Annotated in this window: 19 protein-coding genes and 1 tRNA gene; 9 read left to right on the forward strand and 11 right to left on the reverse strand. The window is 70.5% G+C overall.

The window, feature by feature from the left end:
* Nucleotides 1-151: 151 nt before the first annotated feature.
* From otsB to F0L68_RS13970, 3 genes are all read right to left on the reverse strand, one after another.
* Nucleotides 152-2,680, reverse strand: a complete 2,529-nt coding sequence (gene otsB, locus F0L68_RS13960) for a trehalose-phosphatase (protein WP_149849951.1) — start codon at nt 2,678-2,680, stop codon at nt 152-154.
* A gap of 88 nt (nt 2,681-2,768) precedes the next feature.
* A complete protein-coding gene (locus tag F0L68_RS13965) occupies nt 2,769-4,208 on the reverse strand; it encodes an alpha,alpha-trehalose-phosphate synthase (UDP-forming) (protein WP_276313850.1) in 1,440 nt (479 codons plus the stop codon).
* 160 nt (nt 4,209-4,368) lie between these two features.
* On the reverse strand, nt 4,369-5,811 hold the full coding sequence (locus tag F0L68_RS13970) for a threonine/serine exporter family protein (RefSeq protein ID WP_149849953.1): 1,443 nt from the start codon (nt 5,809-5,811) through the stop codon (nt 4,369-4,371).
* A 278-nt stretch (nt 5,812-6,089) separates the two neighbouring features.
* Between F0L68_RS13970 and F0L68_RS13975 the strand changes: the two genes are divergently transcribed.
* Together F0L68_RS13975 and F0L68_RS43505 are read left to right on the forward strand one after the other, a co-directional pair.
* Nucleotides 6,090-6,165: transfer RNA gene (locus F0L68_RS13975), tRNA-Thr, on the forward strand.
* Nucleotides 6,166-6,205: 40 nt separating this feature from the next.
* Entirely contained in the window at nt 6,206-6,961 is a 756-nt protein-coding gene (locus tag F0L68_RS43505; protein WP_223198768.1) for a peptidylprolyl isomerase, read from the forward strand.
* A gap of 7 nt (nt 6,962-6,968) precedes the next feature.
* On the opposite strand, the gene F0L68_RS13985 is transcribed toward F0L68_RS43505, so the two are convergent.
* A complete protein-coding gene (locus tag F0L68_RS13985; RefSeq protein ID WP_149849954.1) occupies nt 6,969-7,499 on the reverse strand; it encodes a TetR/AcrR family transcriptional regulator in 531 nt (176 codons plus the stop codon).
* A 70-nt stretch (nt 7,500-7,569) separates the two neighbouring features.
* Here F0L68_RS13985 and F0L68_RS13990 point away from each other — a divergent pair, with 70 nt between their 5' ends.
* From F0L68_RS13990 to F0L68_RS42350, 4 genes are all read left to right on the forward strand, one after another.
* Nucleotides 7,570-7,986, forward strand: coding sequence for an organic hydroperoxide resistance protein (locus F0L68_RS13990; protein WP_223198787.1), 417 nt, complete (start codon nt 7,570-7,572; stop codon nt 7,984-7,986).
* 150 nt (nt 7,987-8,136) lie between these two features.
* Nucleotides 8,137-9,159 (forward strand): L-glyceraldehyde 3-phosphate reductase, encoded by a 1,023-nt coding sequence (gene mgrA, locus F0L68_RS13995; protein WP_149849956.1) that lies wholly within the window; start codon nt 8,137-8,139, stop codon nt 9,157-9,159.
* A gap of 531 nt (nt 9,160-9,690) precedes the next feature.
* Nucleotides 9,691-9,990 (forward strand): hypothetical protein, encoded by a 300-nt coding sequence (locus F0L68_RS42345; protein WP_188316577.1) that lies wholly within the window; start codon nt 9,691-9,693, stop codon nt 9,988-9,990.
* Between the two features lie 122 nt (nt 9,991-10,112).
* On the forward strand, nt 10,113-10,367 hold the full coding sequence (locus F0L68_RS42350) for a hypothetical protein (protein WP_188316561.1): 255 nt from the start codon (nt 10,113-10,115) through the stop codon (nt 10,365-10,367).
* Nucleotides 10,368-10,524: 157 nt separating this feature from the next.
* On the opposite strand, the gene F0L68_RS14005 is transcribed toward F0L68_RS42350, so the two are convergent.
* Nucleotides 10,525-11,130 carry a TetR/AcrR family transcriptional regulator C-terminal domain-containing protein gene (locus F0L68_RS14005; protein ID WP_149849957.1) on the reverse strand — a complete coding sequence of 202 codons (606 nt, stop codon included), beginning with the start codon at nt 11,128-11,130 and terminating at the stop codon, nt 10,525-10,527.
* A gap of 395 nt (nt 11,131-11,525) precedes the next feature.
* Nucleotides 11,526-12,566 carry an ADP-ribosylglycohydrolase family protein gene (locus F0L68_RS14010; protein WP_149849958.1) on the reverse strand — a complete coding sequence of 347 codons (1,041 nt, stop codon included), beginning with the start codon at nt 12,564-12,566 and terminating at the stop codon, nt 11,526-11,528.
* A 237-nt stretch (nt 12,567-12,803) separates the two neighbouring features.
* Between F0L68_RS14010 and F0L68_RS14015 the strand changes: the two genes are divergently transcribed.
* On the forward strand, nt 12,804-15,644 hold the full coding sequence (locus F0L68_RS14015) for an AfsR/SARP family transcriptional regulator (RefSeq protein WP_149849959.1): 2,841 nt from the start codon (nt 12,804-12,806) through the stop codon (nt 15,642-15,644).
* A gap of 182 nt (nt 15,645-15,826) precedes the next feature.
* Here the strand turns inward: F0L68_RS14015 and F0L68_RS14020 are convergent, their stop codons facing one another.
* The 3 genes from F0L68_RS14020 to F0L68_RS14030 all read right to left on the reverse strand — a co-directional run bounded on the left by F0L68_RS14020 (nt 15,827) and on the right by F0L68_RS14030 (nt 19,085).
* Entirely contained in the window at nt 15,827-16,585 is a 759-nt protein-coding gene (locus F0L68_RS14020; protein WP_223198769.1) for an SGNH/GDSL hydrolase family protein, read from the reverse strand.
* A 215-nt stretch (nt 16,586-16,800) separates the two neighbouring features.
* Nucleotides 16,801-17,835, reverse strand: a complete 1,035-nt coding sequence (locus F0L68_RS14025; protein ID WP_149849960.1) for an N-acetylglucosamine kinase — start codon at nt 17,833-17,835, stop codon at nt 16,801-16,803.
* Entirely contained in the window at nt 17,820-19,085 is a 1,266-nt protein-coding gene (locus F0L68_RS14030) for a 6-phospho-beta-glucosidase (RefSeq protein ID WP_149849961.1), read from the reverse strand. The genes F0L68_RS14025 and F0L68_RS14030 overlap by 16 nt, the downstream gene beginning before the upstream one ends.
* Nucleotides 19,086-19,219: 134 nt before the next feature.
* On the opposite strand from F0L68_RS14030, the gene F0L68_RS43510 reads away from it, so the two are divergent.
* Both F0L68_RS43510 and F0L68_RS14035 read left to right on the forward strand, forming a co-directional pair.
* Nucleotides 19,220-19,444, forward strand: a complete 225-nt coding sequence (locus F0L68_RS43510; RefSeq protein WP_223198770.1) for a helix-turn-helix domain-containing protein — start codon at nt 19,220-19,222, stop codon at nt 19,442-19,444.
* Nucleotides 19,445-19,453: 9 nt separating this feature from the next.
* Nucleotides 19,454-20,425 carry an RNA-guided endonuclease InsQ/TnpB family protein gene (locus F0L68_RS14035; RefSeq protein ID WP_276313851.1) on the forward strand — a complete coding sequence of 324 codons (972 nt, stop codon included), beginning with the start codon at nt 19,454-19,456 and terminating at the stop codon, nt 20,423-20,425.
* Nucleotides 20,426-20,462: 37 nt separating this feature from the next.
* Here F0L68_RS14035 and F0L68_RS14040 read toward each other — a convergent pair whose 3' ends face one another.
* Both F0L68_RS14040 and F0L68_RS14045 read right to left on the reverse strand, forming a co-directional pair.
* Entirely contained in the window at nt 20,463-21,350 is an 888-nt protein-coding gene (locus F0L68_RS14040; RefSeq protein WP_149849962.1) for a carbohydrate ABC transporter permease, read from the reverse strand.
* Nucleotides 21,350-22,348: a carbohydrate ABC transporter permease gene (locus F0L68_RS14045; protein ID WP_438672280.1), complete on the reverse strand. Its 999-nt coding sequence runs from the start codon at nt 22,346-22,348 to the stop codon at nt 21,350-21,352. The genes F0L68_RS14040 and F0L68_RS14045 overlap by 1 nt, the downstream gene beginning before the upstream one ends.
* Between the last annotated feature and the right edge of the window lies 1 nt (nt 22,349).

The following is a 22,349-nucleotide window of genomic DNA, read 5'->3' on the forward strand; positions in this document are numbered from 1 at the left end:
TTTGCGCAAGAGAGCCCCCAACTTCGGCAGTGCCCAATTCGGACAACCTAGCCAAAGGACGCGGGGCTAGGATCAAGGTTGCGCGACATTCGGCCCGTGGCAGGGTTTCCTGCGCCCTGCCACGGGCCGAACGGGCTAGCGCACTAGAGCACTAGCGGGAAAGCAGCTGCGCGCAGCGAATCAGGCCGAGGTGGCTGTACGCCTGCGGGTGGTTGCCAAGCGACCGCTCGGCGATCGGGTCGTACTCCTCGGGCAGCAGCCCGGTCGGCCCCGCCGCGTCGACGAGCTGCTCGAACAGCTCCTCGGCCTCGGTGCGCCGGCCGGTCAGCAGGTACGCCTCGATCATCCAGGTGGCGCACAGGTGGAAGCCGCCCTCGTCGCCGGGCAGGCCGTCGTCCCTGCGGTACCGGTACACCGTGGAGCCGCTGCGCAGCTCCGACTCGATCGCCGTGACCGTGGACTGGAACCGCTCGTCGCTCGGGTCGATCAGCCCGGACAGCCCGACGTGCAGCGAGGCCGCGTCGAGATCGGACCCGTCGTAGGCGGTGGTGAACGCCTCGACCTCGTCGTTCCAGCCGTTCTTCAGCACGTCCGCCGCGATCGTGTCCCGCAGCGAGACCCAGCTCGGCTCGCCCTCCCGGCCGAACCGTTCGGCCAGGCTCACCGCGCGGTCGACCGTCACCCAGCACATGACCTTCGAGTACACGTGGTGGCGCGGCGCGTGCCGCTCCTCCCAGATGCCGTGGTCGGGCTCGTGCCAGCGCCTGGCGACCGCCTCGGTCATGGCGCACACCATCCGCCAGTCCTCGTCGGTGAGCTTGCCGCGCGTCTCGGCGAGCTGCGCGACGAGGTCGACGACCGGGCCGAACACGTCGAGCTGCACCTGCTGGTTGGCGAGGTTGCCGACGCGCACCGGCCGCGAGCCCGCGTAGCCGGGCAGCGTGTCGATCACGGCCTCCGGGCCGAGCATGGTGCCGTTGAGGGTGTAGAGCGGGTGCAGCCGCTCCGGTCCTGGCAGCGTGGCCAGCACGCCGTGCACCCAGCCCAGGTACGCCTCGGCCTCCGCGGTCGAGCCGACCGACACCAGCGCCTGCGCGGTCAGCGCCGCGTCCCGCAGCCAGCAGTACCGGTAGTCCCAGTTGCGGATGCCGCCGATCTCCTCGGGCAGCGAGGTGGTGGCGGCGGCCATGATCGCGCCGGTCGGGTTGTAACAGAGGCCCCGCAGCGTCAGCGCGGACCTGGCGACCAGGTCCTGTTCGCGGCTGGGCAGCGTCAGGCCCGCCAGCCACTCCGACCAGTACGCGCCCGCCCGCTGCCGCCGCTCCGGCTCGGTGAGCGCGTTCGTGTCGAGGTCGTCGGTGCCGCAGCGCAGTTCGAGCACGACGGGGTTGTCCTGCGTCGGCGTGACCACCGCGCGGGCCGACTCCTGCATGCCGTCGGAGGTGATCTCCCAGGTGACGCCAGGCGACCGCAGCACCATCGGGTCGGACGTGCCCAGCACGCGCAGGCCGTCGCCCGTCGGCTCCAGCCGCACCGGCACGTGCCCGAACTCGGGGCGGGGCGCGAAGGAGACCACCGCGTTGGTGCTGCCCGAGATCACCCTGACCAGCTCGGTGCGGTGCGGCGCCGTGTAGTGGTCGAGGTAGTCGGTGACCAGCAGCCGGGACCAGCGGGTCTCCACGATCATCGTGCCCGGCAGGTACCGCTGGCCAAGCGGCAGGCCGTTGCGTTCGGGCTTGATCGAGAAGTGGCCCGCGCTCGGCCCGCCGAGCAGGTCGGCGAACACCGCGGCCGAGTCGGGCTCGGGGTGGCACAGCCAGGTGAGCCTGGCGTCGGGGGTGACCAGCGCGACGGACCGCTCGTTGGCCAGCATGGACAACCGCTCGATGGGCGGCGCCTGCTCGCCGTAGAGCCAGGCGCGCCGCTCCTCCAGCAGGAACGCCAGCACGGTGGCGACGTCGGTGGTGTCCTCGATGCAGAACTCGGCGAGGCTCTTGCCCTCGCCGACCTTGATCCCGAGGTCGGGGCCGGTCAGCCTGGCGAACGCCTTCTCGTCGGTGACGTCGTCGCCGAGGAACATCGCGGCGGTCGCGCCGACCCGGTGCCGCAGCACGTCGAGCGCGTGGCCCTTGTCGGTCTGCACCACGGCCAGCTCGACGACGGCCTTGCCCTCGGTGACCTGCACGCCGTCCCAGGTGCACGGCCCCGACCGGACCGCGTCGAGCACGCGCTGCCCGGTCTCGGGGTCGGCGCGGCGCACGTGCACGGCGACGCTGGCCGGCTTGACCTCCAGCTGGACGCCCTCCTGGCCGGTGACGATCTGTTCGAGCTCGGCCTCGATCCGCCGGTGCAGCGCCCTGGCCTCGGTGTCGAGGGCGTGCACGAAGCCGACGTCGAACTCCGATCCGTGGCTGCCGACGAGATGGACCTCGCCGGGCAGACGGGACAGTGTGGCCAGGTCGCGCAGCGCGCGGCCCGAGATGACCGCGGTGGTCGTCTCGTGCAGGCCGGCCAGCGAGCGCAGCGCGCCGACCGATTCCGGTAGCGGCCGGGCCTGTTCTGGATCGGCGACGATGGGCGCGAGCGTCCCGTCGTAGTCGCAGGCCACGAGCAGTCGCGGAGTACGGGCCAACTGCACGATGGCACGGCGCAGCTCAGCGGGGAGGGCCTCGGCAGTCACGCCATCTCCTCGGCTTGTTTCAGGCAGACGTTTAACACCATTGGGTGAAGCAGCGAACTATATGGGTGAAGCTACGAGCTGAACTGATTCAGTTCAAGTGCTGCGTCCCCAGCGCTTCGAGGAACGACCGCGCCCAGCGGTCGACATCGTGGGTGAGCACTTGGCGCCGCAAAGCGCGCATCCTACGACGACCCTCGGCCGGATCAACGGTGAGGGCCGCGTGCAGAGCGTTCTTGACCCCGTCCAGGTCGTGCGGGTTGACCAGGAAGCTGCTGGTGAGTTCGGCGGCGGCCCCGGCGAACTCACTGAGCACGAGCGCGCCGCCAAGGTCATAACGGCAGGCCACGTACTCCTTGCACACCAGGTTCATACCATCCCGAACCGGCGTAACCACCATTACGTCCGCCGCGCTCATGAACGCGACGAGTTCCTTTCGATCCACCGACTGGTGGAGGTAGTGCACGACCGGGTGACCCACCCTCGCGAACTCGCCGTTGATTCGGCTCACCACCTGCTCGATGTCCCCGCGCATCTGGCGGTAGTGCTCGACGCGTTCGCGGCTCGGCGTGGCCAGCTGGACCATCACCACGTCGTCCGGGTTGACCCTGCCGTCCTCCAACAGCTCGTGCAGGGCGCGCAACCGCAGGTCGATGCCCTTGGTGTAGTCGAGCCGGTCGACGCCGAGCAGCACCTTGCGCGGGTTGCCGAGCTCGGAGCGGATCTCCTTGGCGCGCTGCTGGACCTCCTTGGACCGCGCCATGGCGTCCAGCCCGGCGGAGTCGATCGAGATCGGGAACGCGCCAACCCGGACAGTTCGGTCACCCACCTGGACAACACCCGGACGTGTGCGCACGCCGACCGCGCCCCGGCTCGGTTCGAGGCCGACCAGCCGGCGCGCCAGCCAGAGGAAGTTCTGCGCGCCGCCCGGCCGGTGGAAGCCGATCAGGTCGGCGCCGAGCAGGCCGCGCACGATCTCGGTCCGCCACGGCAGCTGCATGAACAGCTCGGTCGGCGGGAACGGGATGTGCAGGAAGAAGCCGATGCGCAGGTCGGGCCGCTGCTCGCGGAGCATCGCCGGCACCAGCTGGAGCTGGTAGTCCTGCACCCAGATGGTGGCGCCCTCGGCGGCGATCTTGGCGCACGCGTCCGCGAACCTGCGGTTGACCCGCACGTAGGACTCCCACCAGGCGCGGTCGAACACCGGCGGCGCGACCACGTCGTGGTAGAGCGGCCACAGCGTGGCGTTGGAGAAGCCCTCGTAGTAGTCGCGCACCTCGTCGGCGGACAGCGTCACCGGGTACAGCCGCAGGCCCTCGTCCTCGAACTCCTCGGCGACGGCGTCGGCGACACCAGGCCAACCGACCCAGGCTCCGCTGTGCGACCGCAGGAACGGTTCGAGGGCGCTGACCAGGCCTCCGGGGCTGTGCTTCCACCGTTCGGTGCCGTCGGGCAGGCGCTCCAGGTCGACGGGCAGGCGGTTCGCGACGACGATGAACTCCGCGCCTGCATCACCTGCGTTGCTGTTCACCGGGGACGCGCCTCCTTGTGGTGTCACTGGGGGTGGTGTCGCTGGGGTGGTATCACTGGGGCCCACGTGCTCACGAGCTGTCATCGAGGCTAGTGGGAGCCGTCGACGCGGGTCATTCGTCGTTGTTCCGGTCACATGAAGTGCACCCGTCCCGACCAACTCATTCCAGGCGGCGTCGCGCGGGGCGGAGCGGGCCGAGCAGCCTCGGCCCGGCCAGCTTCCGTTCGAGGCGGCTCAGGCCGCTGCGCACCGGCTGCGCCAGGAACTCGCCGAGCACCACCCCGCCGGCCAGCGCCAACCCGATGCCGACGGCGAGCACCAGGGTGGACAGCCCGGCGGCGTCCCGTTCGGCGGTGAGCTGGTAGAGCGCCCGGTAGGTGGTCAGGCCGGGCAGCAGCGGCGTCATCCCGGAGACGGCGACGACCAGCGGCGGGATCCGCAACCGACGGGACATCAGCGCGCCGCCGAAGCCGACGATCACCGCGGCGACGGCGGAGCTGGTCACCATGTCCGAGCCGACCAGGTAGAGCAGTCCGTAGCTGGCCATGCCGACCGCCCCGGCGACGGCGGCGACGACCAGCGCCTTCGGCCTGGCGTAGCTGGCCAGCGCGAAGCAGGCCGCGGTGGCCGCCGCCGCGAGCACCTGCACCGGCAGGTCGCTGATCAGCGGCGGCAGCGGCTCCGTGATCGAGGTCCGCAGCCCCAGCCGCACCCCGGTGTGCAGAGTGAGGGCGACGCCGGCGATCAGCCCCGCCGTCATCAGGGCGATCTCCATGGTCCGGCCGGCGGCCGTCACGTTGTAGCCGGTTATCGCGTCCTGCACGGTGCTGACCAGCGACAACCCCGACAGCAGCACGACGATCCCGGCCGCGACCACCAGCGACGGCCGGACGCCGGGCAGCAGCCCGGACGCGAACACGCCGAGCGCCGCGGCCGTGGCCAGCACCCCGCCGACGACCTGCTGGAAGAAGAACGGCAGCGCGCGCCGGTTGAGCAGCCTGCCGACCCGGTCGATCACGGCGGTGATCGCCGCGGCGGTCACCGCGAGCAGCGCGTCGCCGCCGAGCAGCACGGCGACGGCGGCGGCCATGCCGGCCCAGGCCAGGGTCGACAGCCAGCGCGGGTAGGGGTGCGGGGCGCTGGTGATCCGGCCGAGCTCGGCGCACGCGTCGTCGGCGGCGATCGTGCCGGCGGTGATGGCGCGGACCAGCCCGTCGACGGCGGCGAGCCGGGTGTAGTCGAGGCCGCGCGAGCGGACCACGCGCAGCGCGGTGACCGGCGCCTTGTCGGTGCCCCGGTGGCAGCACACGGAGATGGAGGTGTAGATCACATCCACTTCGGTGTGTGGCAGGCCGTAAGCGGCGGTGATCGCCAACATCGTCGCGGTGACGTCCGCCGCGCCCGCGCCGCTGGCCGACTGCGCCTCGCCGACCCGGAGGGCCAGTTGCAGCACGAGGTGCACCGTGGAGTCCTCGGGCAGCGCGGGTCCCTCCACGGCACTGGCGGAAATGCCCTGCTCAGCGGGGGGCAGGCTGGCCGCGCGCTGCCTCCACCTGCCCTGGCGCCCGAACCGCACGTGCGGTACCTCCTCGTTCGTTTCCATGATCCCGTTCGAGGAGTGGCCGCCTGGGCACGTCGCCAAATGTGGCGTCGAACACCCTCGCCCGAGGTAGCCCGACCAGGCGACGCGTCTCACTGTGTGTTGTCGTCCCTCTGTTGCCTGGTCAAGGGCATTGTGCAGGGCTTTCCGTCCGACGCTCGGCCACTCGGCCGGTGCGCGCCCGTCCGGTCGGACCAACGCGCGCACACCCTGAGCAGACCGTTCGCCGCAGGTGGCACGCCGTGCGGGCGCTTACGATGTGCGAGGCCCTCGCGGCCGATGCCGGTGTAGCTCAATTGGCAGAGCACTCGCCTTGTAAGCGAAAGGTTAGGGGTTCGATTCCCCTCACCGGCTCCACACGCGCTCGTTCGTCGCTCCGACTCGCTACGGTCTGGCCATGATCCGCTCCAGTACCGGCGCCCTGGCCATCGCCCTGTGCGCGGCGGCGGTCGCGCTGAGCGGTTGCGCCACGACGGTGGCCGGCGTCGCCTCCGCACCCGTCGGCGTCGGGCGGGTCTCGTCGAGCGCCACCGGCTCGGTTCCCACCGGCTCGGTTCCCACCGGCTCGGCGACCCCCGCCGCCGGGTCCACGACGAAGTGCACCTACCGCCCGGATCCCACCAGCGCGGCGCGCGATGTCGGGATGCCGGCCCCGGACGCGCCCAAGTCCGGGACGGCGACGGTGCGGCTCGCCACGAACCAGGGCGAGATCGTGCTGGCCCTCGACCAGGCCAACGCGCCGTGCGCGGTGCACAGCCTGGTGTTCCTGGCCACGTCGAAGTTCTACGACGGCACGCCCTGCCACCGGTTGACCACGGCCGCGCAGCTCGGCGTGCTCCAGTGCGGTGATCCGTCCGGTGTCGGCACCGGCACGCCCGGCTACGCCTTCGACGACGAGCTGACCGGCAAGGAAATCTACGGCCGGGGCGTGGTGGCCATGGCGAACTCCGGGCCCGGCACCAACGGCAGCCAGTTCTTCATCGTGCACAGCCACGCGGAGATCCCGCCGTCCTACACCGTGCTCGGCACGGTCAGCTCGGGCCTCGACGTGCTCGACAAGATCGTGCAGGGCGGTGTCGTGCCGGGCGACCAGGGCGCCGGCGACGGCAAGCCGGTCCTGCCGGTCACCATCACGCAGGCGACCGTCAGCTAAGGCGTGCCTAGATGGTCGCCATCGCGGTGGCGACGCCGGAGCGGACCGCCGTGACGTCGTTCAGCATGCCGCTGACCGCGATGCCGTCGCGCATGACGAGCAGGAACTCGGCGGTGGGGGCGGCCTCGACGCGGCCGGCCTCCGTCAGCAGGGTCCCCATGAAGTCGCGGAACCAGGCGCGGTAGTCGTCCACGATTCCGCGGACCGGGTGGGTCGGATCGGCGAACTCGGTGGCGGCGTTCAGGAACGGGCAGCCGCGGAAGCCCGGACCGCAGCTCGCCGTGCCGAGCATGTCGAAGATCGCCCCGATGCGCTCGGTCCCGGATCCCTCGATGGCCTCGAACACCACGCGCTGCCGCCCGTACTCCTCGGTCAGGTAGGCGATGACGAGGTCGTCCTTGGCCTTGAAGTGGTGGTAGAAGGTCGCTTTCGCCACGCCGGCCTCGGCGATGATCCGGTCGATGCCCACCGTGTGGATGCCCTCGGCGTAGAAGAGCCGGGAGGCGGTGTCCAGTAGTCGGCGACGGGCTTCACTCACGCCCTTGACACTACCAGACAGGTCTGTCTATGGTTAGGCAGTCCGAACAGACAGGTCTGTATAGGGAGTCATCGTGAGCGCCATCTACACCGCCATCGCCACCTCGTCCGGCCGCGACGGCCGCTCGGTCAGCAACGACGGCACGCTCGACCTGACGCTGGCCCGCCCCACCGAGCTGGGCGGCGACGGCAACGGCACCAACCCCGAGCAGCTCTTCGCGGCCGGCTACTCCGCCTGCTTCGCCAGTGCCATGCAGCTCGTCGCGTCGCGACAGAAGGTCGACGCCTCGGACGCCGCAGTGACCGCCGAGGTCGGCCTGAACGCGCTCGAGGGCGGCGCCTTCGGCCTGTCCGTGGTGCTCCGCGTCGAGCTGCCGGAGCACCTGCACGGTGAGGCCGGCCAGAAGCTGGTCGAGGCCACCCACCAGGTGTGCCCGTACTCCAACGCCACCAAGGGCAACATCCCCGTCGAGATCGTCGTCGAGTAACGATCGCCGAGCCTGGGCAGCACCCTCGCCCTCGCACCCCGCCCCTGCCCCCGCGCCTGTCGAGGCGCGGGGGCAGGCTCGGTTGGCACGCGCGTGGTGAGATGGTTGTTGTTCAAGCCATCCGCCGCCCCGAGCAAGATCAGGAGCGTCATGCCCCACCTCGCCGACGAGTCGCGCTACGACCGGATGACCTACCGCCGTTCGGGTCGCAGCGGGCTGAAGCTGCCCGCGATCTCCCTTGGCCTGTGGCACAACTTCGGCAACGACACGCCGTTCGAGACCGGGCAGGCCATCGTCCGCCGCGCCTTCGACCTCGGCGTCACGCACTTCGACCTGGCCAACAACTACGGCCCGCCCTACGGCTCCGCCGAGCGGAACTTCGGCAGGATGCTGGCCGAGGACCTGCGCCCGTATCGGGACGAGCTGGTGATCTCCACCAAGGCCGGCTACGACATGTGGCCCGGCCCGTACGGCGAGTGGGGCTCCCGCAAGTACCTGCTGTCCTCGCTCGACCAGTCGCTCGGCCGGCTTGGCCTGGACTACGTCGACATCTTCTACTCGCACCGGTTCGATCCGGAGACCCCGCTGGAGGAGACCGTCGGGGCGCTGGTCTCGGCCGTCACCCAGGGCAAGGCGCTCTACGTCGGCATCTCCTCCTACTCGCCGGCCAAGACCCGCGAGGCCGCCGAACTGCTGCGGCAGGCGGGCGTCCCGCTGCTGATCCACCAGCCGTCGTACTCGATGCTCAACCGCTGGATCGAGCCGGAACTGCTCGACACCCTCGCCGAGGTCGGCGCCGGCTGCATCGCGTTCTCCCCGCTCGGCCAGGGCATGCTGACCGACCGCTACCTCAACGGCGTGCCGGCGGGATCGCGGGCCAGCCAGGGCAAGTCGCTGTCCACCGACCTGCTCAGCGAGGAGAACCTGGCCAGGGTGCGGGCGCTCAACGAGATCGCGCAGCGGCGCGGCCAGTCGCTCGCGCAGCTCGCGCTGTCCTGGACGCTGCGCGACGAGCGGGTCACCTCGGCGCTCATCGGGGCCAGCTCGGTGCGCCAGCTGGAGCAGAACCTCGCCGCGCTTGGCGCGGAACCCCTCAGCGCGGAGGAGCTGACCGAGATCGACCGGCATGCGGTGGAGTCCGGCATCGACCTGTGGGCCGGCTCGCGTAGCTGACCGGCGGCGCGATTCCCTCGGTTGTGGACAGCCCGCCTGCGGGTTGGTGGCCGGCCCGCAGGCGAGTTGTCCACAACCTGCTGTTCTGTCCACAGGCGACCGCCGTTGGACGGCTCCGGTCGGGAGGCGCCGATAGACTGGCCAGGGGCCGTCCCCCGAGGTGGGTGGGGGTGTCTTCACAGGTGGGTGGGGTCGTTGCCTCACGAGAAATGCCCGCGACGCGCGGCCCCAGATAGGGCTTGACGGGGAAATGGTCGCGGGTGACCTCGGTGGCCAGGGCGTCGGACAGGGCGAGGACCTCGCGGCGGATGGCGGCGGGGTTCAGCGTCAGGTAGTGGCCGTGCAGGGGCGGCCTTGTCGGCGACGTCGACGGCGGTGTGGGCGCAGACCCGTTCGAACGGAGTTCGGGCGGTGTCGTATTTCTGGGTCACGTTCGCGCCGTGGCGGGTCTTGGCGACCAGTTTCTGTTGCGGGGTGAAGAAGTTGATGTGGTCGCGGAGCAGGGCGTAGGTGCCGTTGAGGACGTCGGGCATGGAGGTCGCCGCTGTAGCGGTGATACCCGACCGCGCGGCGGACTACCGACCAGTTCTTCTGCTCGACGTGGCAGCCGTCGTTGCTGTTGCCCGGTCGGGACCGGGTGAAGGTGATCTCCTGGTCCTGGCAGTAGTCGAGCAGGTGGTGGTTGATGAACTCGGTGCCGTTGTCGGAGTCGATGCCCAGGATCGGGAACGGGAACCCCGCGGTGATGTTCTTGAGCGCGGCCAGGACCCACTTTTGGGCCTTGTTGCGGACGGCGCGGACCTGGGGTCCAGCCGGTGGCGATGTCGGTGACGGTCAGGGTGCAGGCGAACTCGCCGGCGGGGTCGCCGCCCTCGTGACAGACCAGGTCGATCTCCACGAACCCCGGCCTGGCGTCGTCCCAGCCGGCCCAGGTCCGGATGGGGATCTGCGACTTGAGCAGCGACCCGGGTTTGGTCAGCGACCGGCCCCGGGTCTGCCAGCGGACGCGGTCGTCGGCCAGGCGGTGGTCGATGGTGGCCGCGGACATCCGTGCCAGCTGGTGGCGGGTCGCGTCGGTGATGTGGAGTTCTCCGCAGGCGGTGAGGCGGTCCACGATCTGGGGCAGGAACGGTGCGAGGCGCTTCCCGTCCGGCGCGTCCAGCATCGACCAGACCTTCCGCAGGGCCTCGATCACCTCGGGTCCGTAGACCGGGTCGCGGGGCTTCTGTTTCCTGGCACCAGATTTCGACGCCAGGGCTGTTCGGAGGGCTTTGCGGGCGTGGTCGCGGTGCCAGCCGGTCAGCGCGCACAGCTCGCCGAGGATCTTCGCTGTGTCGGTCTTGGATGCCGACCGGTGGCGGTGGGTCAGCGGCCGTAGCGGGACAGGCGCAGGCCGGACAGCAGTAGCTGGAGGCCGTGTTCGAAACGCGCGTCGGCGTCGGCGTGCAGCAGGTCGAGTCGCGCCTGCGCGGCCAGCGGGAAGCGCTCGGCTTGCTCGTCGGGCGGATCTTGGCGCGCCGCCTGCTCCTCGATCGCGAAGCCCTGCACGTAGGCGTAGATCGAGGTCACGCCCCTGGCCGCCTCGCGGGGGCTGAAGCCCGCGTCGCACAGGGTGCGCAGGGCCAGTTCCATCGGCCGGCCCGCGCACGCGTTGTCGAGGTAGCGGCCGGACAGCACGCGCGCGCCGTCCCGGTGTCGCAGCGTCGCGCGCCGCAGTCGCCGCGCGGTCTCCGCCGTCCACTCGACCCAGGACTCTCCGCGCAGCGGCAGTTCCAGCCCGGCGAGCGCGTCGGTGAAGATCGTCGCCGCCATCGCGTCCAGCAGCGCCCGCTTGTCCTTTACATGCCAGTAGAGGGCCGGCGCGCGGACGTTCAGCTCGGCGGCGATCCGGCGCAGGGTCAGGCCGTCGAGGCCGACCTCGCCGAGCAGCCGGAGGGCGGTGCGCACCACCGACTCGCGGTCCAGTCCCATGCGCGACGGCTCTCCGATCCTTAACGACGTTAGGCAAAAGCTTAACGTCGTTAGATTATTTCGCGCACGGTGGTCTGATCGGGTGGAACAAGGGGCGGGCGCGTGTGACTGTTCGCACGCGTTCTGTTAGGTTGGACAAGCAAGTCAGGGAGCGACGAGGTCCACCAAGATCTGGTTAGCTGCCAACTCCACCTGCGTTGATCAAGAGCAAGTCGGGGCTCACGCTCGGGTTGAGACCCGAACTGCTGTCGACCAAGCCGTTGGAGAGCGGCCCTGTTTCGTCCGTAATCGGGAACGGGCGAGACGGGGCCGCTGTCATGTTCTCGTCACGCTGAAGTCGTTGCGCGCCAACCATTTGCGCGCCGATCATCCCCGCCAGTCATTCCCGGTGGCGCTCAGCGGTAGCGCTCTTCGTCGAAGTCGAGCCCGGCCGCCGACCTGCCGAGATCGTGACCGAGATCCCTGATCACGTCGGCGAGTTCCAGCCTGGCCAACCAATCGCTTGGTAACGACGCCGTCCCGTGCAGCGCGCCGTGGATGCTGCCGGCGATGGACGCCGTCGAGTCGCTGCCGCCGGAGTGGTTCGCGGCCACCCTGACCGCGTCCGTGAAGTCTCCCGCCCTCGGGAACAACAACACCGCGTAGACCGCGATCGCCAGCGCCTCCGGGCCCGTCCAGCCCCCGCCGAGCCGGTCGGCGCCGACGGCCGTCGTCGTGGTGCCCCGGTGCGCCTCGGCCAACAGCACCGCGGTCGTCAACAGCCGCGCCGTCTCCGGGTCGTCCCGCAGCACCCGCCCGATCGCCTGGTCGACGGCGTCTCGCAGCGGCCGGCCTCGGATCGCGAGCAGGTGCACGAGCAGCGCGAGCGCGCCGGCGGGCGCCCAACCGGACGGGCTGCCGTGCGTGAGCGCCGCGAACCGGCTGCCAAGGTCGTAGGCGATCCGGGGGCTCGGCGCGAACCCGGCGGGCGCGGTGCGCATCACCCCGCCACAGCCGCTGGCGTCGTTCTGCGGATCGTCGTGGTGCCGGGGCCCGTTGCTGGCCAGCGCCCGCAGGCAGGTCAGGCCGGGCGACCGGCTGGCGTACAGCTCGTCGTGGCGTAACAGCCCGTCGGCGTCGACGGCCGGCCGCTCCTGCTGCTGGGTGGTCAGCCACTGCCGGTAGCTGCGCCACACCGTCTCGGCGGGCTCCCAGCTGCCGATGTCCCTGCCGCGCACGAACGCCCGTAAGTAGCCGTCGGCGGTGAACAGCGTGAGCTGGGTGTCGTCGGTGATCAGCGCAGGTCGCGGGGGCGCGATCACCCCGGCGGGCCCGTGCTGCCGCTGGATGTCGCTGCTGCTGAGGAACTGCACCGGTGCGCCCAACGCGTCACCGAGCGCGCCACCGAGCAGGCAGCCGGCACCACGGTCGACAACGGTGGCGGAATCTCGTGGCACAACCCCTCCTGCGCCGCGTCACATGGCCGGTCGTTGTCGGGCCGGCCGGCACGGCGCGCCAGCGTCCCAGGGCGAAAACCCTAGCTGGCCGAGGCGCTCGGTGTGTGGGTCCGGGCCAAGTCGGAGCGTTCGCTAACGCGTATCTGCGGAACGGCAGAGGTCTCTTTCTACCGTGAGTGACCTTGCTGATCGGCGGCGGCCGAGCCAGGGCTTCGGGGCCACGACCAGGGGAGGGACATGTTCGTGGAGACAACCGCCGGTGCGTCGGAACGGTCCGAGGGCGGGCTGGAGTTCGGGGTGCTCGGTCCGGTCCAGGTGCTCGCGGATGGGCGGCAGATCACGCTGGGACGGCCCGCGATGCGCGGCCTGCTGGCGATGCTCGTGCTCGAGGCCAACCAGATCGTGCCGATCGACCGGATCGTCGACGGGCTGTGGGAGGACGACCCGCCAGCCACGGCCCGCACCATCGTGCACGGCTACGTGTCCCGGCTGCGCCGCCTGCTCGAACAGGTGGACCCCAGCGGGTCCGCCCGCATCCTGACCAGGCCGCCCGGCTACCTGCTGTCCGTCGAGCCGGAGCGGCTGGACGTCAACCGGGCCATGCGGCTGGTCAGCGCGGCGCGGGGCAAGCAGCCCGCGGTGCGCGCCGGGTTGCTGCGGGAGGCGCTCGGCCTGTGGCGCGGCCCGGTGCTCGCCGACGTGCCCGGCCGGCCGGTGACCGCGGACCTCGACGAACTGCGGCTCGCCGCGCTGGAGGAGCGCATCGAGGCCGAGCTGGAGCTCGGCAGGCACCTTGAGCTCGTCGGCGAGCTGCGCCAGCTGGTCACCGAGCACCCGTTCCGGGAGCGGCTGGTCGCCCAGATCATGCGGGCGCTCTACCGGTCGGGGCGGCGGGCCGACGCGCTGGCCGCCTACCAGCAGTTCCACCGCAGGGTAGTCGGGGAGCTGGGGCTCGACCCAGGGCCGGACCTGCGCGCCCTGCACGAGCAGGTGCTGCGGGACGACCCCGCGCTGCGGGTCGACTCCGCCGCGCGCACCGTGCCGCCGAGGGTCGGGGTGATCGTCCCCGCCCAGCTGCCGCCCGCGGCGACTGGCTTCACCGGCCGGGACGACGAGCTGGCCTGGCTGGACGAACTCGGCGCGCAGCACCGGCCCGGCGCGGCCGCCGTCGGCGTGCTGACCGGCGCGCCCGGCGTGGGCAAGAGCGCGCTCGCCATCACCTGGGGGCACCGTCGCGCCGAGCGGTTCCCCGACGGGCAGCTGTTCGGCTCGATGCGCGGGTTCGACCCGAGGCACGATCCGGTCGACCCGGCCGACGTCCTGACGAAGTTCCTTGTCGCCCTTGGTGTTCCGGCCGACGGGGTGCCGTCCGACGTCGACGACCGGGCGGCCATGTACCGCTCGCTGCTGGCGCGCCGCAGGGTGTTCGTGGTGCTGGACGACGTGCGGGACTCCGAGCAGGTCCGGCCGCTGTTGCCGGCCGGTTCCGGGTCGGTCGTGCTGGTCACCAGCCGCCGCAGGCTGGACGGGCTGGCGGTCAGCAGCGGGGCAAGGCTGCTCGGCCTCGACACGCTGACCGAGGACGCCGCCGTCGCGCTGCTGCACGACGCGATCGGCGCGCCGCCGTCGGCGTTCGAGCCCGCCGACGCCCGCAAGCTCGCCGAGCTGTGCGGCTACCTGCCGCTCGCGCTGCGCATCGCGGCGGCCAGGCTCGCCGCAAGTCCACAGTGGACACTGGGGGGACTGGTCGACGCGCTGTCCGACGAGCGGAACCGGTTGCGCTGGCTGGATATCGAGGAGGCCGACGCGAGCGTGAGCTGCGCGCTGGACGTCTCATACCGGAACCTGCCCAGCCGGCTGCGCGAGGCGTTCCGGCTGATCGGCGCGGTGCAGCTGCCCTCGGTCGGCCCGCACACCGTCGCCGCGCTGTGCGGGGTCGACCCGGAGATCGCCAGGGGCTGGCTGGAGGAGCTTGCCCAGGCGCACCTGCTGACCAGGCCGCGGCCGGGCCGGTTCGCCATGCACGACCTCGTTCGGCTCTACACCAGGGAGTTGGCGGAGGCGGAGCTGGACGAGTCGACGCGACGCCTCGCCCTGCTCCGATTACTCGACTACCACCTGGTGGCCTGCGACCACGGTCGCCGGCTGCTGCAACCGCCGCGCGACGAGCTGGACTTCGCCGCGCGGGACGGCGGGGCCACCGCGCTGCCCGCGTTGGACACGCCGGCGCGGGCGCTGGAGTGGTTCGAGCTGGAGTGGCAGAGCCAGGTGGCGCTCGCCCACGCGGCCGCCCAGGCGGGCGAGCACCGGCACGTGTGGCAGCTCGTGCGGCTGCTGCACAGCTACTGCTACCAGCGGGCGACCGCCGACGCGTGGTTCCCGCTCGTGCGCTTCGGGCTCGCCTCGGCGCGGCTGGCCGGGGACCGGCTCGGCGAACTGCTGATGCTCAACACGCTCTGCGGGGCGCACCAGCGGTTCGGTCGAATGGCGGAGACCCTGGCCGACGCGGAGGCCGCCCTGGAGATCGCCACCGAACTCGGCGAGGCCAGATACCTCGGGCTCGCGTTGGAGCAGCTTGGCGGCGTGCTGTTCGAGTTGGGGCGCAAGGACAACGCCCTCGCCAGGTACCGGGAGGCGTTGTCGTTGGCGAGGGATCGCGGCGAGAAGGCGGCGCAGGCCAGGTCGTTGAACAACATCGCCCAGGTCGAGCGGGGGCTCGGGCGGCGCGAAACGGCCGCCGCGCACCAGTTCGAGGCGATGGAGCTGAACCTCGCGGCCGGCGACCGGCACAACCACGTCATCGCGGTGTGCAACCTGGCCGAGCTGTACGCGGAACTCGGTCGGCATGCCGACGCGGAGGAGCTGGCCAGGCGGGGCGCCGCGCTCGCCGAGGCCGAGGGGATGACGAGCCAGGAGGGCTTCGCGCGGCAGATTCTGGGCCAGGTGCTCGCCGAGCTCGGGAAGACCGGGGCGGCCATCGTAGAGCTGGAGGAATCCCTGCGCCTGTACCAGCAGGTCAACTCACCCAGGGTGAGTCAGATCAGGGTGCACTTGGCGGCACTGGCTTCCGACGTTTAGTCGATGTTTAGTCGCCAATTGGCCCGTCGTGGCAATTTGTGGTCAGGCGCTGACCAGGCTCGCGTGGTTGGTGCTGGGTGGTTACTGGGGGATGAGGGGGGAAGCCACCTGAATGGGCTGGCCGGCGCCGGGGGAGGTCGCCGGCCAGCCGCATTCCCTGGCACGAATGCCGGGGGAAGTCCCTACAGGGGCAGCAGGTCCGGCCGCTTGGCGGCCATCCCATCACCGGAGGACTGCCCGCGAAGCCTGCGGCTGACCCACGGCACGAAATGCTCCCTGGCCCACTTCAGGTCGTCGCGGCGCATGGTCATCCAGTCCCGGTGGCCGGCGGGCGGCCACGGCGTGCGCCAGTCGTCGACGTCGTCGAGGCCGAGCGCGTCGGCGACCCGCAGCGCGACCCGCTGGTGGCCGGCCGAGGACAGGTGCAGCCGGTCCTCGCTCCAGGCGCGCGAATCGTGCAGCACGCCCATCGACCAGAGATCGGCGACGCGGCAGTGGTACCGGTCGGCGATGCCCCACAGGTGCGTGTTGTAGGTGGCGATCTTGCCGCGCAGCTGCCGAAGCAGCGGGGTGGACCTGGTGTCGAAGCCGGTGAACACGACGACCTCGCTGCCGGCGTCGACCAGCTCCCGCACGCCGCGCTCGTACAGCTCGGCGAGCGCGTCGGGATCGCTGCCGGGCCGCAGGATGTCGTTGCCGCCCGCCGCGTAGGTGACCAGCGCGGGCCGCAGCTTCGCGGCCAGCGGCACCTGCTCCTCGACGATCTCGCCGAGCAGCTTGCCCCTGATCGCGAGGTTCGCGTACCGGAAGTCGGACTGCCGTTCGGACATGATCGCCGCGAGCCGGTCGGCCCAGCCGAGAAAACCGCTGTCCGGCGCCGGATCGTTGAGGCCCTCAGTGAAGCTGTCCCCGATGGCGACCATGGTGTTCCAGTGGTGCACGGCCTTCCCTCCCCCTTACTGCTGCGTAGCTCGGCCCCCTGACCGATCTGACAGCATGCACCCGGGAATCGGACCTACGCCACCGTCACCTACCCGACCGTAAGTTGCGCCTCCGTATTCCGTGATCTCCGACATATTTAAGGTTGGACATAGTCAAGGGTTGGGCCCGCCGCCGGGGAGCGCCGCCGCCAAACAGGTCCCCGGCGACGGGGGCTTCAGCCGCCTGCCGCCAGGCCGATCGAATCGGCGGGCGGTTGGCGGGCGTCGTAGGCAGAGCGGAGCCGCAGCTCGGCGGCGGGACCGGCGCCGACGGAGTCAAGGCCGAGCAGCGCAGCGCCGACCACGGGCGGCAGGTCGACCACCCGGATCCGTGCCAGCGGGGCCACCTCGCGGCAGCGGCTCGCGACCTGCGCGACGACGGTCTCGCCGGTGCTGGTCAGCACGCCGCCGCCGAGCACCACGTCGACCGGTTCGGCCAGCAGGTCAAGGCGGCGCAACGACACCGTGGCCAGCACGGTGACCTCCTCGACCAGCCGCTCGACCACCTGGCCGGCCAGCGCGTCGCCGGTGGCGGCGACCTCGAACAGCACCGGGCTCAGCTCGTGCAGGCACTCCATCGGCAGCTCGCCGAAGTGCAGCCGCTCGACGACCTCCGCCGTGCTGTCCACCCCGAAGTGCCTGAGCACCGCGGGCAGCAGCGCGGTCCACGGTCCTCGGCCGTCCTCGGCCCGCACCGCCAGCCACAGCGCCTCGCTGCCGAGGTGGCCGCCGCCGCCCCAGTCGCCGGAGATCCGGCCGAGCGCGGGAAAGCGGTGCACGCGGCCGTCCTTGGCGACGCCGACGCAGTTGATGCCGGCACCGCAGACCACGGCGACGCCGACGCCGTCCGGGGTGCCGGCGCGCAGCAGCGCGAACGTGTCGTTGGCCACCACGGTGGTCGTCGACCAGCCGAGCGAGTCGATCGCCTGCCGCAGCTCGTCCTCCTCCTTGGGCAGGTCGGCCCCGGCGAGGTAGGCGGCGGTGTGCGTGGCGATCCGCGCGCCGGCCGGCAGCCCGGCCAGCTCGGCGGCCTGGCGCACCAGGCCGCCGAACACCTCCATGCTGCGCGGGAGGCCGACGTTCTGCGCCGACGCGCCAGGGCCGCGCACCTGGCTGAGCACCCTGCCCTCGGCGTTGATCAACAGCACGTCGGTCTTGCTGTTGCCGCCGTCGATCGCGAGCACCCGGTCGGCCGTCATGCCTTCGCCCATGGCAGGAAGTCGCGGTTCGCGGCGACCAGTTCGTCGGTCAGCCGCTCGGCCGTCGCGTACTGGCCGACCAGCGGGTGCGCGAGCAGCGCGTCGGACACCCGATCCCTGCCGCCGTGCAGCGCGGCCTCGAGCGCCAGGTGCTCGTACGCGGTGACGTGCGAGATCAGGCCGGCGATGCCGGCATCGAGCGGCCGGGCGGGCCTCGGCACCGCGCCAGTTGAGTCCACTGTGGACGACACCTCGATCACCGCGTCGTCCGGCAGGAACGGCAGCGTGCCGGAGTTGCGCACGTTGACCACGTGCTGTTCGGCGCCCGCGCCGCCGGTCAACGCGTGCACCAGCTGGACGGCCGCCTCCGAGTAGTAGGCGCCGCCGCGCTTGGCCAGCTGCTCCGGCTTGGTCACCACGGCCGGGTCGGCGTACAGGGCGAGCAGCTCGCGCTCGGTCTCCGCGACGACCTCCGCGCGCGGCTTCTCCTTCTGCTGCTTGGCCAACACCTCGTCGTGCGCGTAGAAGTACTTGAGGTAGTAGGAGGGGATCGTGCCGGTCCTGCGGATCAGGTTGGCCGGCAGGCCGATCTCCTCGGCAAGGCCGTCCGCGTGGTCCGCCAGCAGCGTCGGCAGCACGTCGACGCCGTCGACGTGCACGGACCGCTCCCAGCTCAGGTGGTTGAGCCCGACGTGTTCCAGGCGCACCGCGTCCGGCTCGACGCCGAGCAGCGTGGACGTCCAGCGCTGGATGGTGATGGCGACGTTGCACAGGCCGACCGCGCGGTGCCCGGCCGACAGCAGCGCGCGGGTGACGATGCCGACCGGGTTGGTGAAGTTGACGATCCAGGCGTTCTCCCCGGCGACCGCCCTGACCCGGTCGGCGATGTCCAGCACCACCGGCACGGTCCGCAGCGCCTTGGCCAGCCCGCCGGCCCCGGTGGTCTCCTGGCCGATGCAGCCGCAGGCCAACGGGAACGTCTCGTCGGAGCGGCGCGCGGTCTGGCCGCCGACCCGAAGCTGGAGCAGCACCGCCGACGCGCCCTCCGCGCCGCGCTCCAGGTTCGTCGTGGTGCGCACCCGTGCGGGGTGTCCCGCGTGGTCGAGCAGCCGTTGACAGAACGGGCCGACGATGGACAGGCGCTGCTCGTCCGGATCGACCAGCACGATCTCGTCCACGGCGAGGCTGGTGCGGCGGCCGGCGATGCCGTCGATCAGCTCGGGCGTGTAGGTAGATCCGCCTCCGACGACGGTGAGCTTCATCGTGAACTCCGATCGAGGGAAACTCCGGCCCACTGGCCGGAGCGGGGCTGATCCACGGGGAAGGCCAGACACGATCGAGTCAAATATCGAACGTATGTTCTATATTGGCTGACGATCTCGATACCGTGATCAGCATGTCGAGGACACGCGCGAAGCGGGCATTCAAGTACCGCTTCTATCCGACCGAGGGGCAGGAGCGGCAGTTGTTGCGCACCTTCGGTTGCGTGCGTCTGGTCTACAACAAGGCATTGGCTGCCCGCACGGCTGCTCGGGCCCAGCAACGGCAGCTCACCTACGGTGACACGTCGGCGATGCTGACCGGATGGAAGCGGACGGAAGGACTTGGCTTCCTGAACTAGATCTCCTCGGTGCCATTGCAACAATGCCTGCGGCACTTGCAGAGAGCGTTCGTGAACTTCTTCGGCAAGCGTGCCAGGTATCCTAGATTCAAGAGTAAGAAGAGGCCGGGGGCGTCGGCGGAGTACACCCGGCAGGGTTTCCGCTGGCGTGACGGGCGACTGTGGCTGGCCAAGATGGACGAGCCGTTGGCGATCGTGTGGTCGCGGCCGTTGCCAGTGGGAAGCGAGCCATCGACGGTTACCGTGTCGCGGGACGCGGCAGGTCGCTGGCACGTGTCGATCCTGGTGGACGCGAGCATTGAACACCTGCCGGGCAATCAACGTGCGGTCGGCGTCGATGTGGGGATCACGACGCTCCTCGCCCTGCCGACCGGTGAGAAGATCGTCAATCCGAAACCCGAGAAACGGGATCGTGCCCGCTTGGCGTGGGTGCAACGCGCTGCGGCCCGCAAGCAGAAGGGTTCGAACAATCGGGCCAAGGCCAATCGCAGAGCGGCCCGTGTCCACACGCGGATCGCCGACCGACGCAGAGACTTTCTGCACAAGGTGTCCACTCGACTCGTTCGTGAGAACCAAACGATCGTGATCGAGGACCTGCCGGTCCGCAATCTGGTGCGTAACCACTGCCTTGCCCGCGCCATATCCGACGCGTTTTGGTCGACGCTCCGGCTGATGCTGGAATACAAGGCCAGGTGGTACGGACGGACGGTGATCGCGGTGGACAGGTGGCTGCCCAGCACGAAGACCTGTTCGCAGTGCGGGCATCTGCTCGACACGTTGCCGTTGCACGTTCGGGAGTGGACCTGCTCCGCTTGCGGAACGGCTCACGATCGTGATGTGAACGCAGCGGTGAATATTCTGGCCGCCGGACGGGCGGTTGCAGCCTGCGGAGACGGAGCAAGACCTACCCGGCGTAAGTCGGCGAGGCATCTGTCGCAACCCTCCCTTCAAGGAGACGGAAACAGGAACTGCGCGCCGTGAGGCGTGCGGAAAATCCGGCCCTGCCGGACGGGAAACGTCAACCTTTGATTCCCGTAAACGTCAATCCCCGGACGAACGACTTCTGCGCGAACAGGAACAGCACGACGACCGGGACCAGGACGAGCGTCGTCGCGGCCATCGTGAGGTTCCACTGGGTGGTGCGGTGCATGCCGCGGAACGAGGCGAGGGCGACGGACAGCGTCCAGCTCTCCTGGCGTTCGCCGACGTAGAGCAGCGGACCGAAGTAGTCGTTCCACGTGTACAGGAAGGTGAACAGCGCCGCGGCCGCGATGCCAGGCTTGGTCATCGGCAGCAGCACCCGGTAGAGGACCTGGAACTCCGAACAGCCGTCCATCCGCGCCGCGTCGAGATAGTCCTCGGGGATGGTCAGGAAGAACTGACGCAGCAGGAAGATGCTGAACGCGTCGCCGACGAAGTACGGCACGATCAGGGGCCACAGCGTGCCGGTCAGGTGCCCGCTGGCCCACATGCTGTACAGCGGCACGGCGGTCACCTGCGGCGGCAGCATCATCGCCGCGATGACCAGCATGAAGGCCAGGTTGCCGCCACGCCAACGGAATCGGGCCAGCGCGTAGGCGGCCGGGATGCTCGACAGCAGCATGCCGGCCGTGGCGAGCACCGAGTACACCAGGGAGTTGGTCAGGTACGTGAACATCGGGGCCTTCTGGAACACGGCCACGAAGTTCTCGAAGTGCCACTCCCTCGGCCACAGCTCCGAGGACAGCGCCTGCTGGTCGGACATCACCGCGGTGAGGAACACGAACACCAGCGGCAGCGTGAACATCAGGCCGAGCGCGAGCGCGACGCTGTGCACGGCGATGAAGTCGAGCGTGCGCCGCCCGTTGCGCCTGCGCCTGGGGACCGCCGGGGTGACCGGGGGCGAGCTTTCGAGCAGAGCCGTCATCAGGACCTCGCCCCCTCGGTGTGCGCCGCGCCGCGCAGCTGCCGGATCAGCAGTGCGGTGAACGCGAACGACACGACGAACAGCACAACGGCCATGGCCGAGGCGTAACCCATGTGGTATGCCCGGAAGCCCTGTTGGTACAGCCAGACCGGGAAGGTGAGCGTCGAGTTGTTGGGATAGCCGATGATCTGGCTGTTGCCGACCATGTCGGCCGAGCCGGACGCCACCGAACCGGCCACGATCGCCTGGGTGAAGTACTGGAGGGCGAAGATGATCGAGTTCACCATGCCGAACAGCAGCACCGGCGCGATCGTCGGCAGCGTGATCCTGCGGAACTGGGTCCACGCCCCGGCCCCGTCGAGCTGGGCGGCCTCGTAGAGATCCTTCGGCACGTCGAGCAGCGCGGCCAGGATGATGATCATCAGCTCGCCGGAGCCCCACAGCGTCAGCAGCGTCAGCGCCGGCTTGGACAGATTCGGGTCGTTGAACCACAGCGGCCCGTCGATGCCGACGTGCCGCAGCAGCGTGTTGACCGGCCCGATCTGCGGGTTCAGCACGAACACGAACGTCAGGGTCGCCGCGACCGGCGGCACCAGCGACGGCAGGTAGCACAGCACCCGGAACAGGCCGCCGCCCTTCTGCACCCTCGCCAGCACCGCCGCGACGCCGAGGCTGAAGGCGACGCGCAGCACAGTGAGCACCACCACCAGCCACAGCGTGTTGTACGCGGCGGTGCGCACGATCTCGTCCCCGGTGAACAGGTAGACGAAGTTGCGCAGTCCGACGAAGTTCGCGCTGTCCAGGCCGTTGTAGTTGGTCAGCGAGAAGTACGCGGTGGCCAACAGCGGGTAGATGAAGAACACCACGAGCCCGATCGCCCATGGAGAGAGGAACACCAGCAGCCACAGGCGATTGCGGTTGCGGATCCGACCCCGCCCCTTTCCGGGGGCGGGGCTGGTCCGCTGTTCGCGCGCGGGGCTGTGCAACGTCGCGGTCACG

This window comes from Solihabitans fulvus (assembly GCF_008386585.1).
Classification (GTDB): domain Bacteria; phylum Actinomycetota; class Actinomycetes; order Mycobacteriales; family Pseudonocardiaceae; genus Solihabitans; species Solihabitans fulvus.